Origin of the sequence: Curtobacterium sp. MCPF17_001, from assembly GCF_003234615.1 — a bacterium.
Classification (GTDB): Bacteria; Actinomycetota; Actinomycetes; order Actinomycetales; family Microbacteriaceae; genus Curtobacterium.
Genome location: NZ_QKSL01000025.1, coordinates 1 through 14,532 on the forward strand (window position 1 = coordinate 1; position 14,532 = coordinate 14,532).

At 72.6% G+C, this 14,532-nt stretch carries 12 protein-coding genes; 6 read left to right on the forward strand and 6 right to left on the reverse strand.

The window, feature by feature from the left end; translation table 11 throughout:
* The coding region (locus DEJ24_RS17130) for a hypothetical protein (protein ID WP_220036729.1) at positions 1-212 on the forward strand (212 nt) is incomplete at its 5' end.
* Positions 213-330: 118 nt separating this feature from the next.
* Here DEJ24_RS17130 and DEJ24_RS15830 read toward each other — a convergent pair.
* Complete coding sequence (locus tag DEJ24_RS15830) at positions 331-1,155, reverse strand: siderophore-interacting protein (protein ID WP_111079474.1); 825 nt, start codon at positions 1,153-1,155, stop codon at positions 331-333.
* Positions 1,156-1,183: 28 nt separating this feature from the next.
* On the opposite strand from DEJ24_RS15830, the gene DEJ24_RS15835 reads away from it, so the two are divergent.
* The 4 genes from DEJ24_RS15835 to DEJ24_RS15850 all read left to right on the forward strand — a co-directional run bounded on the left by DEJ24_RS15835 (position 1,184) and on the right by DEJ24_RS15850 (position 5,326).
* A complete protein-coding gene (locus DEJ24_RS15835; RefSeq protein ID WP_258374861.1) occupies positions 1,184-2,263 on the forward strand; it encodes an iron ABC transporter permease in 1,080 nt (359 codons plus the stop codon).
* Positions 2,260-3,393, forward strand: a complete 1,134-nt coding sequence (locus tag DEJ24_RS15840; RefSeq protein WP_111079478.1) for an iron chelate uptake ABC transporter family permease subunit — start codon at positions 2,260-2,262, stop codon at positions 3,391-3,393. The genes DEJ24_RS15835 and DEJ24_RS15840 overlap by 4 nt, the downstream gene beginning before the upstream one ends.
* Positions 3,390-4,241: an ABC transporter ATP-binding protein gene (locus DEJ24_RS15845; protein WP_111079480.1), complete on the forward strand. Its 852-nt coding sequence runs from the start codon at positions 3,390-3,392 to the stop codon at positions 4,239-4,241. The genes DEJ24_RS15840 and DEJ24_RS15845 overlap by 4 nt, the downstream gene beginning before the upstream one ends.
* A 68-nt stretch (positions 4,242-4,309) precedes the next feature.
* Positions 4,310-5,326 carry an ABC transporter substrate-binding protein gene (locus DEJ24_RS15850; protein WP_111079482.1) on the forward strand — a complete coding sequence of 339 codons (1,017 nt, stop codon included), beginning with the start codon at positions 4,310-4,312 and terminating at the stop codon, positions 5,324-5,326.
* 74 nt (positions 5,327-5,400) lie between these two features.
* Here DEJ24_RS15850 and bla read toward each other — a convergent pair whose 3' ends face one another.
* From bla to DEJ24_RS15875, 5 genes are all read right to left on the reverse strand, one after another.
* Entirely contained in the window at positions 5,401-6,294 is an 894-nt protein-coding gene (gene bla / locus DEJ24_RS15855; protein ID WP_375334718.1) for a class A beta-lactamase, read from the reverse strand.
* 44 nt (positions 6,295-6,338) lie between these two features.
* Entirely contained in the window at positions 6,339-7,412 is a 1,074-nt protein-coding gene (locus DEJ24_RS15860) for a LacI family DNA-binding transcriptional regulator (protein ID WP_111079486.1), read from the reverse strand.
* 122 nt (positions 7,413-7,534) lie between these two features.
* Positions 7,535-11,521 carry a sugar-binding protein gene (locus tag DEJ24_RS15865; protein ID WP_181436636.1) on the reverse strand — a complete coding sequence of 1,329 codons (3,987 nt, stop codon included), beginning with the start codon at positions 11,519-11,521 and terminating at the stop codon, positions 7,535-7,537.
* Positions 11,522-11,684: 163 nt separating this feature from the next.
* Positions 11,685-12,608: an NmrA family NAD(P)-binding protein gene (locus DEJ24_RS15870; protein WP_111079488.1), complete on the reverse strand. Its 924-nt coding sequence runs from the start codon at positions 12,606-12,608 to the stop codon at positions 11,685-11,687.
* A 10-nt stretch (positions 12,609-12,618) separates the two neighbouring features.
* Entirely contained in the window at positions 12,619-13,200 is a 582-nt protein-coding gene (locus DEJ24_RS15875; RefSeq protein WP_111079511.1) for a MarR family winged helix-turn-helix transcriptional regulator, read from the reverse strand.
* 87 nt (positions 13,201-13,287) lie between these two features.
* Between DEJ24_RS15875 and DEJ24_RS15880 the strand changes: the two genes are divergently transcribed.
* On the forward strand, positions 13,288-14,469 hold the full coding sequence (locus tag DEJ24_RS15880; RefSeq protein WP_181436637.1) for an epoxide hydrolase family protein: 1,182 nt from the start codon (positions 13,288-13,290) through the stop codon (positions 14,467-14,469).
* The last annotated feature ends 63 nt before the right edge of the window (positions 14,470-14,532 follow it).

The window sequence follows — 14,532 nt, forward strand, 5'->3', positions numbered from 1 at the left end:
GTGCTCCCGCGACCGTCTCCGGCACCGGCCCGTCGGACATCGCGTTCCGGGTCCGCGGGGACTTCGGCGTCGTCGCCGACCTGGACTGCTCGGGGTGGGCGTGGCACGGGCGGTGGGCGTGCGGTGCGGCGTCGCCCGCTGGCTCGATGCCGTGTCGGAGCCGGCGCTGCCGGGCAGCATCGAGCACCCGGTCACCAGCAGCAGAGCGGTGAGCACGACCGCCGTCGCGGTCGCTCGCCGGGTGCGCCCCCGGCGCAGGTCGTCCGTGTGTTCCCCCATGCAGCAAGCGTGCCACAGGCGGGGGCCCCGCGATCGAGCCGAAGCAGGCTCTCAGGCCATCGCGGGCTGGCGTGCCTCGTGCTTCCAGAACCCCGAGAAGGTGATGCGCGACTTGGGCAGCCCCGCTCGGTGCAGGTGGCGGCGGCCCTCGGTTGCGAGCCGGGACTCCCCCACGACGAACGCGTAGCCGAGGTCGTCACAGGGCACGTGCCGCTGCAGTTCGGCGAGCGCCGCACGTCCGGGCACCGCGGAGGCGTCACCGCGGACGAGCCAGGTGACGGTGACCCCGACGGGCGCGTCCAGGTCGCGGATGTCGAGCGCCGAGGGGACCTCCTGGATGATGCGGCCGACGGTGTCGCGCGGCAGGGACCGGGCGATGCCGACGACGGCGGGCAGGCCGGTCTCCTCGGCGGCGATGACGACCTCGCTGGCGTCGTCCGGGCAGTCGAAGATGCAGCCCTGGTCGAGGAGCGCGAGTTCGTCGCCGGGGCGGGCGGCGCAGGCCCAGATCGCGGCGCGGCCCTCGAGCTGGCCGTCGGCGGTGGTGTGCACCACGAAGTCGATGTCCATCTCGCCGAGTTCGGGCCGGTGCCCGGCGACGGTGTAGTTGGCGCAGTGCGGGCGCGAGGCCTCGGGGATGCGCAGGTACTGCGGCCACCACTTGGCGCCGTCGATCTCGGGCATCACGAAGGTGTCCTGCTCGGGGCGTTGCAGGAACAGGCGGAACCAGTGGTCGAAGCCCAGGAACGGGAAGGCGCGGATCTCGTCGCTCGCGATGGTGACGCGGTGGATCGACGGGGTGTGCCGTTCGGTGCGGACGACACTCGCCCGGAACAGCCGCGGGTTCTCGGGCATCAGCCTCGGGATCTTCGCCATGAGGGAAGGCTAACCTAATATGGCTTCCGTGCCACCCCCTCCCCTCGCTGTCCGGACCGCGCCCGCCGCCCTGCCCGGAGCGGTGATCGGCGCCTCCGGGGTGCACCGACGGACGGCTCGACGTCGTGCGGCGGTGCTGCTCGGGCTGGCCGTACTGGTCCTCGCCGCGGCGGTCGCGAGCATGCTCCTCGGCAGCAACCACATCGGTGCCGACCGGGTGTTCGCCGGCCTGACCCGCACCGGATCGGGGACCGACGAGGCCGTCGTCTGGGGCTCCCGTGTCCCGCGCACCCTGATCGGCGCGAGCGTCGGTGCCGCGCTCGGGATCGCGGGCCTGCTCATGCAGGGGCACACCCGCAACCCCCTCGCCGACCCCGGTCTGTTCGGCGTCTCCGCGGGCGCCGGCCTGGCGGTCGTCCTCGGCGTGTTCGTGTTCGGCGTGACGAGCACCAGCGCCTCGGTCTGGTTCGCCCTCGTCGGCGCGGTCGTCGCGAGCGTCGTGGTCTTCTCGGTGACCGTCGCCGGCAGTGGGACCGCCAGCCCGGTGCCGCTCGCCCTGGCGGGGGCCGCCGTGTCCGCCCTGCTCGGCGCGCTGTCGTCCTTCATCGTGCTCACCGACCAGGACTCCCTCGACGCCTACCGCCTGTGGGTCGTCGGGTCCCTGTCCGGTCGGCAGCTCGACGTGCTCGCTGCGGCATGGCCGTTCATGGCCGTCGGCCTGGTGCTCGCGATCTGGAACACCCGCGCCCTCGACGCACTCGGCCTCGGGTCGGAGCTGGCGAAGGGCCTCGGCGAGGACCTGCTCACCGCGCGGCTCGTCGGCCTCGGCGGCATCACCCTGCTGGCCGCCGGCGCCACCGCCGCGGCCGGTCCGATCGCATTCGTCGGGCTGACCGTGCCGCACGTCGCCCGAGCCGTGGTCGGGACCGGTCACCGGTGGACCCTGCCGGCGTCGGCGCTGCTCGGGGCCGTGCTCGTCCTGGCCGCGGACGTCGTCGGGCGGCTGATCGGCGGGTTCGCCGAGGTCGAGGTCGGCATCGTCCTGGCCGTCATCGGCGGTCCGGTGTTCGTCGCCGTCGCCCGCCGACGATCGCTGGTCTCACTGTGAGCGCCACCACGCGGGTCGACACCGGCACGCCCACGAACCCGTCGGCGCCGACGCCAGGTCCCGCGCCGACCGCCACCGCCCCCCGTCGCGGCATCCGGATCGGCCCGGTCGGCCTCGCCTGGCGCCCCCGCGTCCTCACCACCTCCGTCATCGCGGTCGTCGCCGCACTGCTGCTCGTCGTCCTCGGTGTCGCGATCGGCTCGACGTTCATCACCCCGGGCACCGTCGTCCGCGCCCTGCTCGGCCTGGAGTCCGGGCCGGACCAGTTCATCGTGACGACCCTGCGCCTCCCCCGCGTCCTGACCGGTGCACTCGTCGGCCTGACGCTCGCGGTCGCCGGAGCCCTGACGCAGACCTTCACCCGCAACCCGCTCGGGACGCCGGACATCATCGGCGTGACCTCCGGCGCGAGCGTCGGCGCGGTGGCGGCGGTCGTCCTCGGCGGCGGCAGTTCCTCGGTCAGCGCGCTGGTCCTCGGTGGCGGCATCCCGGTCGCCGCGACGATCGGTGCCCTGGTCGCGGCGACGATCGTCTACGGTCTCGGCTGGCGCGGCGGCGTGCAGAGCCACCGGCTGATCCTGGTCGGCATCGGGGTCAGTGCGACGCTCGACGCCGTGACGAGCTACCTGCTCGTCCGCGCGAAGATCACCCAGGCCACGGCCGCGTCACAGTGGTTGGTCGGCAGTCTGTCGAGCACCTCGTGGACGACGGTGTGGCCGCTGCTGGTGATCGCCGCGGTCGGGGTGCCGATCGCCCTGGCGACCTCGGCCGCACTCGGCATCGGGCAGCTCGGCGACGAGGTCGCCACCGGCGTCGGCCTGGGCGTCCAGCGCCACCGGTTGCTCGTGATCGGGCTGGCAGTCGTGCTCACCGCCGCTGCGGTCGCGGCCGCCGGTCCGGTCGGCTTCGTCGCCTTCGTGGTCCCGCAGATCGCGCTGCGGGTCGCGGGGACGAACCGGCCGCCGCTGCTGCTGTCGGCAGCGCTCGGCGCGGTCCTGGTCCTCGGCGCGGACCTGCTCGCCCGCTCGGCCTTCCCCTGGCAGGTACCGGTGGGCATCGTCACGACCGTGATCGGCGCCCCGTACCTGATCTGGCTCCTCATCCGTCACCGCAAGGAGATGTCCCGATGACCACGACGACCCCCTCGGTCGCGCCCGCGACGCCGGCCGCCGCTCGCGAGCACGCCGCCCCCGTCCTGGAGGCCCGTGGCCTGTCCGTGGGCTACGACCGGACCGCGGTCATCCGGGACCTCGACCTGACGATCGAGCGCGGCACCGTGACCACGTTCCTCGGTGCGAACGGGTGCGGCAAGTCGACACTCCTCAAGGCGCTCGGCCGCGTGCTCAAGCCGCAGGCCGGCGAGGTGCTCCTGGACGGCTCGCCGATCCGGAAGGAACCGAACCGGGCCGTCGCGCGGAAGCTCGCGATCCTGCCGCAGTCGCCCCTCGCTCCGGCCGGCACGAGCGTGCTCGACCTGGTGATGCGCGGCCGGAACCCGCACCAGTCCTGGGCCCGCCCGTGGACGGTGGAGGACGCTGCCGTGGCCGAGGACGCCATCGCGGCCACCGGCCTGACCGAGGTCGCCCACCGCGACGTCGCGAGTCTGTCCGGCGGACAGCGCCAGCGGGCCTGGATCGCCCTGGTGCTGGCGCAGCGGGCGGACACGCTCCTGCTCGACGAACCGACGACCTACCTGGACCTCGCGCACCAGCTCGACGTCCTCCGGCTCGTCCGACGGATCAACCGGGAGCAGGGCTCCACGGTCGTGATGGTCCTGCACGACCTGACGTTGGCCGCGCGCTACTCCGACCGGCTCGTCGTCCTCCACGACGGCGGTGTCGTGGCCGACGGCACACCCGCCGAGGTCCTCACCCCGGCCGTCCTCGAGCGGGCGTTCGGCCTCCTCGCCCGCGTGGTCCCGGACCCGGTGACGGGGGCGCCCATGGTGGTCCCGGAGGCCGACGAACACGACGCGTGACGCGCCTCCCGGCCGGGAACCGTGCCGGAACTGGTACATCCACTCAGGTTAGGTTAGGCTCACCTAATGTGAACACTCTCCGCCGCGGCACGGTCCGTGCCGCCCTCCTGACCGCCGTCACCGCGACGGCCCTCATCCTCACCGGCTGCTCGAGCACCGGTGGATCCGACGACGCCGGCGACGCCACGAGCGCGTCCTCCCGCGCCTGGTCGTACGAGGACGCCACCGGAGCGACCGTCAAGGTCGACCACACCCCGAAGCGCGTCGTGGTCCTCAACGACATCGTGATCTCGTTCATCGAGTACGGACTGCGCCCGGTCGGCACCTTCGGCCAGCTGACCATGGCGAAGGACCAGCGCTTCGAGGGCCTGGCCACGAAGGGCATCACCCAGCTCGGCACCGGCTACGGCGACATCGACCTCGAGAAGCTCGCGGCCCTGAAGCCCGACCTCGTCGTCACCTCGGTCTACCCGACGGACACCAAGGGCACGCTCGACACCACGCAGCCGGCCTACGGCTTCAAGGACAAGGAGCAGGAGGAGCAGGTCGCGTCCATCGCACCGATCGCCCAGGTCAAGTGGGGCGGCGAGGGCGAGGACGTCATCGAGCACATCGCCGACCTGGCCGAGTCGCTCGGGGCGGAGGAAGACACGGTCGAGGCCGCCGAGCAGGACTTCGACACCGCCAAGGGCGCCCTGCAGAAGGCAGTGCAGGAGAACGACCTCTCCATCGTCTCGATGTACGCGGACGGCGACGGCGCCTACGTCACCCGCCCGTCCGACGAGCCGACGCTGCAGATGTACACCGACTTCGGCGTCGACTTCGTCGTCCCGAAGCCGAAGGGCTGGTACTGGGGCATCTACAGCTGGGAGAACGCGGGCCAGATCTCGGGCGACATGATCCTGCTGTCGCAGCAGGGCTACCAGGTCGCCGACCTCGAGAAGCAGCCGACGTTCGCGGACAACGCGGCCCTCGAGGCCGGCCAGGTCCACAGCTGGACGTTCCCCGCCCTCGACTACGCCTCGCAGGCCGACTACATGACGAAGCTCGCGGGCTGGATCGACGACAGCAAGCCGGTCTCCTGACGCAACCGGACGTCGGACGGGAGGCTCCCCACCAGCTGGTGGGGAGCCTCCCGTCCGTCGTCCGCGCGTCGGCGTCAGCCGTGCAGCGCCGCGACGGCCGTCCGGGTGGCCGCGGCGACGAGTGCGTCGTCCGGCTCGGCGTCCGCCGTCGACCGGCTGGTCATCACGACGAGGACGATCGGGGCCCCGCCGGGTGGTGTGACGATCCCGACGTCGTTCCGCACCCCGTGGGAGCCGGTGCCGGTCTTGTCCGCGACGGTCCAACCCGTCGGCACCCCGGCGCGGATCGTCGCGTCGCCGGTGGTGGTGCCGACCATCGTGTCGACGAGCAGCTCCCGGTCGTCCGGCTGCAGGGCGTCGCGGAGCAGGACCGTCCGCAGGTCCGCGGCGAACTGGGCCGGCGTGGTCGTGTCACGGTCGTCGCCCGGGGTGGCCTCGTTGAGCTCCGGCTCGATCCGGACGACCTGTGTCACCTGGTCACCGATCCCGCGGAGCCACTGCTGCACGACCGACGGGCCGCCGACCCGCGCGACGAGCAGGTTCGCCGCCGCGTTGTCACTGGAGCGGAGCATCGCGTGGAGGAGCGCGCGGACGGTCATGCCCGAGCCGACGTGCTGCGAGGTCACCGGGGCGTACGACAGCAGGTCGCGCTGCTCGATCGGCACGACGGCGTCGAGGTCGGCGGGCGACGCGTCTTCGAGCACGGTCGCGGCGATGAACACCTTCGCCGCCGACGCGAACGCGAAGCGCTCCCCGGCCCGGTGCGTGACCGTGGCCCCGCTGCCGGTGTCGATCGCGACGACACCGAGGCGGGCGTCGTGCGCGCCCTCCAGCCCGTCGAACGCCCGCCTGGTCGCGGCACTCGTGGTGGCTGCCGGCGCCGGCGAGGCACTCGCGCTCGGCGTCCGGTCCGCGACACCCGACGGCACCGTGGCCGTCGGCTGGCACCCGGCGACGCCGAACGGCAGACCGAGCGCGAGCCCCGTGACGACGGCGATCGCGACGGCACGCCTCACGGTCGCTCCGGCCGGGTGGTGGTCCGCAGGGCCAGCGACCAGGGAGCAGTGGGTGCCTCGGTCACCTGTCCGAGCGCGAGCAGGGCGCACTGGGTGCCCTGCTCCTCGAGCGCCTGGTGCACGCTCGTCAGCCCGTGCTGCGCAGCCTCCGGGGAGTCGTCCCAGCCGCTCACCGCGACGTCCCCCGGTGTGCTCCGGTCGGTCTCGGTGAGGACGTCGAGCACCGCGAGGGCGAGTTGGTCGCTCATCGCGACGACGGCGTCCGGCGCGGACTCCTGGGCGTCGGCACCGCCGAGCAGTTCCTCGATCACGGGTCGGGCGTCCTGGCGGTGGTTCCGTCCGACGACCGCGACGGGGACGTCGGCCCAGCGGTGTCCCGCGGCCTCGACCGCGTCCCGGTAGCCCCGGAGCCGCTGACGGGCCCCGGGGAACCGGACGTCGTCGAGGGCGGGACCGTGGACCACCGTGGCCTCCTGCTCGTCCTCGAGGGCGAAGCTGACGACGGCCGGACGTGCGGCGCCGGCGAAGGTGGCGGTGGCGACCGCTGCCGCCGCGGACCGGTCGTCGATCGTGACGACGTGCACCCGACCCGCGACCTGGTCGGCATCGGGCCGCGCTCGGAGCGAGTCCGGCTCGGCGCCCTGGATCGCGACCCGCCGCCCGGAGGCGACGACGGCGTCGAGCAGGGGTCCGTCCGACACGCCGGTCCAGAGGACGAAGGCGTCGGCGGCGGACTCACGGATCCGATCGGCGTCCCGGGCGTCACCGTTCACCGGCACCAGGGTCAGGCTCTGCTGGAACTCGACGCACACCGACGCGACGCCGGCCAGGAACCGGCTCGACTCCGGGTCGTCGAAGGCGTAGGTCAGCCCCTCACCGACGACGACGGCGATGCTGTTGCTCCGACCCTGGCGCAGGGAGCGGGCGGCCGGGTTCGGTCCGGCGTACCCGAGGGCCGCCGCGGAGGTCTCGACGCGGGCCCGGGTGCCCGGGGAGACCCGGTGCGGGGCGCTGTAGGCGTAGGAGACCGTCATCACGGACACGCCCGCAGCACGTGCCACGTCGGCCATCGTCACCCTCGTCCGGTCCGGCACCGTCCCACGATAGTGCGGGCCGCCTGCCGGTCCCCGGTGGGCTGGACCGCGTGCCGGAGCGGCACCGGCCGCCGGACCGTCGGTCCGGCGGCCGGTCGTCACTCGTCCCCGCTGCCCGGGGTGGCGCCCTCACTGCTCATCCGGCGCCGTCGGACCACGGTCGCCGTCAGACCGGCGGCCAGCAGGACGGCTGCGAGCACCGACAGGGGCACCAGGAGGTCGCTCCCCGTGAAGGCCAGTGATCCGGGCCTCCCGTCGGGGACCGTGCCGCCACCCGTGCCGGCACCCAGGCCGGTCCCGTTGCCCGCGCCCGGGTCGGTACCGCCGCCGGCGCCGCCGCCGGCGCCACCACCGGCACCGGCGCCGTCCGCCGCTCGGGTGATCGTGACCGACCGAGAGGTCGCGGTGCCGTCCTCGGAGCCGGCACGCGACGCGGTGACCCGGACCGCGATCCGGTGTCCGGCGTCGGCCGCGGCGACCAGGTAGGTCGCCGACGACGCCGCCCGCGCCCGCGCCGCGGCGACCGGCTCGCCGTCACGGAGCCACTGGTACCGGAACGTCAGCCCGTCGGTCGACCACGTACCGGGGTGCGCGGTGAGGGTGCTGCCCACGGTCGGCTGACCGGAGACGGTCGGCAGCTCGGTCGCCGTGGGGGCCGGTGTCACGGTGGCTTCTCCGAGACCGATCGTGACGGACTCCGTGCCCTTCGGCAGCGTGACCGTGCCGGCTGCCCGGTCGACGGTCGCGCCCGGGGCGTCGACGCTGGCGATGTTCCCCTCGAGGGCGAGGAGTTGCACGCTGATGCTCGGGACACGGTCCAGGTCGCCCGAGAACGTCAGGTGCACGGAGTCGTCGTCGGCGGTCATGGCGTACCCGACACGACCGCCGTCCTGCACCGGGAAGCGGTCGAGCGCGACCTGCTTGCCCGTGGAGACCCAGTCGGCCGGGACTCCGCGGCCGACGATGAGCGAGCCGTCGGACTTCAGCGAGAGGAGCGAGTCGAACAGGACCTTCGTGCCCATCGCCTGGCCCCACATGTGCTGGTCGGACCCGCCGCCGCCGGACGCGTGGTCGATGTCCCACGGGGAGTCGGCCTTCGGTTGGTCCACGCCCTCCCACCAGCCGAACGGGCCGCTCTGGGAGTGCTCGATCATGAACTGGTAGGCCTTGATCCCGATGTCGCGGTGGTCCTCGCCGCGCAGTGCCGCCCCGCCGTACCCGGCGTTGTACGCGCTGGAGTAGTAGCCGTGCGGGTACCCGCCGAAGTTCGCCGGGGAGTCCGACACGTCCTTCCGTCGGTCGATGCCGTAGGCGTAGGTCTCGTCGATGCTGTCGAGCATCGTGCCGGACTGCGGCATGTCGTAGAGGTAGCTGTCCCACGCCCAACCGCCGAACAGGAACATCGACGCCCAGTTGGCGTCCCGCGGGTCGCTCCGGGGGCCGGTCTCGTTCAGCTCGTCCATCGCCATCGGCATGTAGTCGATGCCGAACTCGCTGCGGGTCGCGTCGAGTCGTGCGTTCGCCGCCGCCATCAGGCTGTCGTACTCGGACTGCGCCCAGCTCGCCTCGGCGTCGTCGCCCAGCCGCTCCGCGAGGTAGCGGTAGGTCGACAGGCCGTAGAGCGCCGACCAGTTGTCGACCGTCCAGTGCCCGTCGGAGTCGATGGCGTTGGTGATCTTGATGATCCCGGTGCCGTCGTCCTCACGGTCGCTGGCGATCGTGTGGGTGTTCTCCCGGATCGTGGCGAAGTGGTCGCGGACGAAGGTGTCGTCCCCGGTCCGCTCGAGGTACATCGCGTACGGCGCGCTGTACTTCCACTTGGCGTCCTGGTACTGCAGCTCGGCGGGCAGCGTCGCGAGGTAGTCCTTCGCGTACGCGAAGTCACCCATGTTGAGCAGGTTCGAGACGATGCCGATCGTGTCGTGGTCGAACATCTCGTCGTACCCGTTCTCGCCCACGTGCAGCTGCTTCTGCCCGTCGACGTCGTCCCGGATGATCAGCGTGTAGATGTAGCCGGCCTTGTAGGCGTCGATGAGGCTCCGGTCCGGCAGCGCCGTGATGTCGGCGACGGTGGCGAGCCGGTCGTTCCAGTAGGTCCGCATGTGGGCGTAGTGGTCGTCGTAGCTGCCGAGCCCGGCGATCTGCTCGTCGGAGGGCCAGGCGTACGTGCCGCCGAACCGGTCTGCTCCGACGGCGTAGTCGCGGACGACGGTGGCGCCCGGGTCGACGGTCGTGGCACGGCTGGTGCCGTCGAGCGGCACCAGCGCGGACGAGACCCGGGGCAGCGTGGCGGCGGTGTCCGTCGTGTTCGTCACGGTCATCCGCGAGTACGCGACCTCGTACCGGTTGCCGCCCACGGTGACCTCGTCCGCGAAGCTCTGCACCGAGATGTCGAGCCCGGCCTTGGCGTAGCGGCTGACGAATGCCGGCAGGTAGCCCTCCGCGTTCTCCCAGCTGATCTTGCCCGGGATGTCCGGCACGCCGAAGGTGATCATCGTGTCGCCGTGGTCACGGAGGCGGTAGCTGCCGTCGATGAACGCGATCGGGGCGTCCACGTCCCCCTCCCACCCGAACGAGCTCGTGAGCCCGGGGTGGCTCTGCCAGGTGTACCGGGCACCACTCGCACTCGCGGTGACGGCGGCCAACGCCGCTCGGAGCAGGTGCGTCGCACTCTGGACGTCGGCGTCGCTCGAGCCGGCGTCGTCGAGCAGCGCCGAGGCCGTCGCGGTCTCCGCCTCGAGCTGCGCGACGCTCGGCTCGTCGGCGGTGGCCAGGTCGACCGCGCGCGCCTGCTGCACCAGTCCGGTCAGTTCCGCCCGGTGGTCCTGCGGCGCGAGGGCGACCCCGGCCAGGGTGACGTTCCCGTTCCCGCCGGACTCCGTCGTCGCGGTGAGCTGCGCGCTGACGCGTGCCGCGGCCCCCGCCGGGATCGTCAGCGTGTACAGGTGGCTCACCGCGGAGCCGCCCGCCGTCAGTCCGGTGTCGGTGAGGACGGGCTCGGCCGTGTCGTCGAGGGTGACGCTCAGCCTGGCGCTGGCCTGCCAGACTCCGGCGACGAACTGCAGGGTCCGCGGTGCCCGGTCAGCCCGCACCGTGAGGTCCCAGCCGGACGGCTTCGTGGCGTCGTCGCCCGGAGCGAGGAAGACGCCACCGGTCCGGGTACCGTCCTGCGTCGCCGTCGGGACGCCGTTCGTCCAGCTGTACGTCGTCGGGTTGTCGCCCTGCTGCTTGATCGTGCCCGCCGGGTCACGGTCCACCACGCCCAGGGAGCCGTCGCCGTCCCGAGACCGGTCCACGGTGGCTCCGTCGAGGTGCAGCCAGTCGCTGGTGCCGGCAGCCGTGAGGTCGAGCCGTTGCGGTGTCGGTCCGGCGGTCAGCTGCGGCCCGTCGTCCAGTGAACGCAGGGCCGCGCCCATGAACGAGACGTTGCCGTCCCGCCCGGCGATCGCCCGCAGGGTCGCGGTGACGACCGCGCCCTCCCCCGGCCGCATGGTCACGGTGGTGCGCTGGACCGCGGCGGACCCGCCGGCCGACAGCCGGCTGGTCTGGACGGTGGCGCCGTCGGTGGTCGCGACGGTCAGGTCGGCGCTGGCCTGCCAGATCCCGCCGACCAGGGTCAGCTGGCGGGTACCCTGCCCGCTCGGCACGGTGAGGCGGAAGCCCGCGTCGTGCTCCGTGGCGTCGCCGACGGTGGTCAGGTCGTAGCGGTACACGGCTCCGGTGGTCACCCCCGTCGCGGTCTCCTGCCGCGCTCCGTCGGACCACGCGAAGGCGACCGGGCTGTCGGAGAGCGCGACGGTCGGTGTCTCTGGGCGGAGGCTCGTCAGCGTCATCGCGTCGGTGCGGTCCCGCTTCGTCTCGGTCGCACCCCCGTCGGCGTGCACCCAGTCGAGCCCACCCTGCGCGGTCAGGTCCGTCGTGCCGGCGGCTCCGGCTCCGGCGGGAAGTCGTTCCGCACCGACGACGAGGGGCTGTGGCGGCTGCGCCGCCGCCGTCGCGGTGAGGGCGGGCGACGCGATCGCCGCCACCACCGCTGCCGCCGTCGTGATGGCCGCGAACGCGCGTCCACGTCTGGTCGTTCTCATCGTCATCTGCTCCAACACCGTCGTCGGGGACTGGCGAGGCGGACGTCGTCGTCCGCCCTCCCGGCCCCTCGACGGAGGCCGGCACCGTCACGCTAAGCGGGTCGGAGGCCGGAAGGCAAGCGATTTGTGTATCGATACGAAACGCGCGACCTCTCGGCCGTGGTCACCGCCCCGTCGTCGCCGACCCCTGCTCCGTGAGGTGCGTCCGGAGGACGTCACGCACGCTCGTCCACTCGTGCGTGCCGTACCGCCCGTTGTCGACGTGCCGCAGCTGCGCCTGACCGCTGAACATGCTCACGAAGTACTGCATCCCCTGCCACGCCGGGAACGTCTCGTCGGGGTCCTTCGCGAGTCGCTTCCCGACCGCGCTCATGGCGGACAGCGTGCCGGTCGTCCCCGCCCACTGCAGTCGGAAGCGGGCGCCGGTCAGCTCGCTCACCGTCCGTGCGACGTCACGGGCCGTCAGCTGGTCGCCCGCCATCTCGATCACCCGGGGAGCGTCGTCGTCCAGGGCGGCGAGGGCGGTGACCCGGGCGACGTCGTCCTTCGTGGTGAAGTCCAGGACCTGGTCGGCGGATGACCAGAACAGGACCAGGCGGCGACCGAACAGGATCATCGGCGCCTCTCCGGTGAGCAGGTCGGTGAACATCCCGGTGAGGATCGACGTCGCCTGCACCGGTGCGACGTCGACGTCCGCGGCGAACTCGCGACGGAGTTCGAAGTTCCGGTTCGTCCCCGGCGCGATCCGTCGGTAGTCCGCCGAGTAGTCGGACGGGATGAACCGTGGCACCCCGGCGGCGACGGTCGCCGCGAGGAGTGCGCGCTGCGCGTCGACGATGACCGGCCGGGTGCCGCTGACGGTCGACACCACGACGTCGGAACCGTCCACCGCGTGGGTCAGGGCGTCGTGGTCGTCGTAGCCGGCGACGACGACGTCGACCTGCGGGTGGTCGCCGAAGCGGGCGGCGGCGGACGCGCTGCCGGGACGGGTCAGGACGCGGACCCGGACGTCGTGGCCGAGGAGGTCGCGGACGACGCGGTGGCCGAGGTCACCGGTTGCGCCGGCGACGAGGACGGTGCTGGTCATGGGAGGGGCCTCACTGTGGGGTGGTCGACGGGATCGACGACGGGGGGTTCCGGCGCGAGCGCTCCGGGGCGGCCAGCGGGTGCTGGAACGCGGGGTCGGCTCCGGGCGCGGTCGCGCCCGCAGCGAGTGCGACACGGGCGAGCAGGTGCCGGACGGACGTCTGCTCGTCCTCGCTCAGGTGGCCCATCAGGACACCCTCGGCGTCACGGAGGGACAGGCGGGCCCGGGCGAGCAGTTCCCGGCCCGCAGCGGTCGGGAGCACCTGACGGACTCGCCGGTCGGTCGGCGCGGGGCGACGCTCGACGTACCCACCGGCCTCGAGCGCGTCGACGACGTAGGTCATCTGGGTCTTGTCGACCCCGAGTCGCCGGGCGAGGGCGAGTTGCGAGGACGTCTCCTCGGTCGTGATCGCGACGAGCACCTGGTACCCACGCGGTCCGCCGGGGACGTCGGCGACGGCGTCGGTCCCCAGGCGGGTGAACTCCTGCAGCACCAGCGGCAGGGCCCATCCGAGTTCGGTCTCGATGCCGCCGGCCGCCCAGTCCATCTCCGGGAGGCCCGTCGTCGGTTCGGCACGTCCGGAACGGTTCATGTCCACGACGATACACGGACAAGATCGTCTTGTGACAAGATCATCTTGCACACGGACCGGCTCCGTGCCCGACACGAAGGAGTCCCCTTGGACGACACCACGACCGTCACACCGTTCACCCTCGACGTCCCGCAGGCAGACCTCGACGACCTCCGGCGACGGCTCCTCGCCACTCGTTGGCCGGAGCGCGAGACCGTCGAGGACACGTCGCAGGGGCCGCGCCTCGAGAAGGTCCAGGCGCTCGTCGACCACTGGGCGACCGCCTACGACTGGCGCCGGACAGAGGGACTGCTCAACAGCTGGGGACAGCACACGACGACCATCGACGGGCTGGAGGTCCACTTCCTGCACGTCCGGTCGGCCGTCCCCGGAGCACGCCCGCTGCTCCTCACCCACGGTTGGCCCGGCTCCGTCCTGGAGTTCCGCCATGCCATCGGACCGCTGACCGACCCGGTCGCGCACGGAGGCACACCCGAGGACGCCTTCCACCTGGTCATCCCGAGTCTCCCCGGGTTCGGGTTCTCCGGGAAGCCCACCACCACCGGGTGGGACCTCGCACGCACCGCGCGGGCCTGGGCAGCGCTCATGGTGCGGCTCGGGTACGAGGACTGGTTCGCGCAGGGCGGTGACCTGGGTGCCACCGTCACCGCCGAACTCGCCGCACTGCAGGCCTCGGAGGACATCGGACTCGCGGGCATCCACCTCAACATGGCGCTCTTCCAGCCGACGGACGACGAAGCACGGAATGCCACGTCGGAGGAGCAGAGCATGCTCCGGGAGGGCGGGTACTACTGGCAGGTGCTGTCCGCGTACTCGCAGCAGATGTCGACCCGGCCCCAGACCATCGGCTACGCGCTCACCGACTCTCCCGTCGGTCTCGCCGCGTGGATCTACGCCATGTTCCAGGACGTCGGCGGCTCGCACGACGAACACGGCGACGTCGAGGCACTGTTCACACTCGACGAGGTCATCGACGACGTCATGCTGTACTGGCTCCCCAACTCGGCGGCCTCCGCTGCCCGGATGTACTGGGAGTCGGCCAGGACCGGGTGGGTCAGCCCCGGCACCATCGAGGAACCACTGACCGTGCCCGTGGGCCTGAGCATCATGCCCGGCGAGTACGTCCGACGCTCCCGACGATGGGCCGAACGCCGGTACGCCGACCTCGTGCACTTCAACGAGGTCGCTCGCGGCGGGCACTTCGCGCTGCTCGAACAGCCGGAGCTGCTCGTCGCCGACATCCGCGCGACGTTCCGACGCCTCCGCTGACGCGCGTGTCCCCCGGTCGGTGAGCGCTCCACCGGACATCCGGCGGGCATGACGACGGGCCGT

Bases quoted from the DNA above. Each gene is read 5' to 3' on its own strand.
- DEJ24_RS15845 (WP_111079480.1), top strand. From the start codon at position 3,390: ATGACCACGACGACCCCCTCGGTCGCGCCCGCGACGCCGGCCGCCGCT.
- DEJ24_RS15865 (WP_181436636.1), bottom strand. From the start codon at position 11,521: ATGAGAACGACCAGACGTGGACGCGCGTTCGCGGCCATCACGACGGCG.
- DEJ24_RS15830 (WP_111079474.1), bottom strand. From the start codon at position 1,155: ATGGCGAAGATCCCGAGGCTGATGCCCGAGAACCCGCGGCTGTTCCGG.
- DEJ24_RS15870 (WP_111079488.1), bottom strand. From the start codon at position 12,608: ATGACCAGCACCGTCCTCGTCGCCGGCGCAACCGGTGACCTCGGCCAC.
- DEJ24_RS15860 (WP_111079486.1), bottom strand. From the start codon at position 7,412: ATGGCCGACGTGGCACGTGCTGCGGGCGTGTCCGTGATGACGGTCTCC.
- DEJ24_RS15875 (WP_111079511.1), bottom strand. From the start codon at position 13,200: ATGAACCGTTCCGGACGTGCCGAACCGACGACGGGCCTCCCGGAGATG.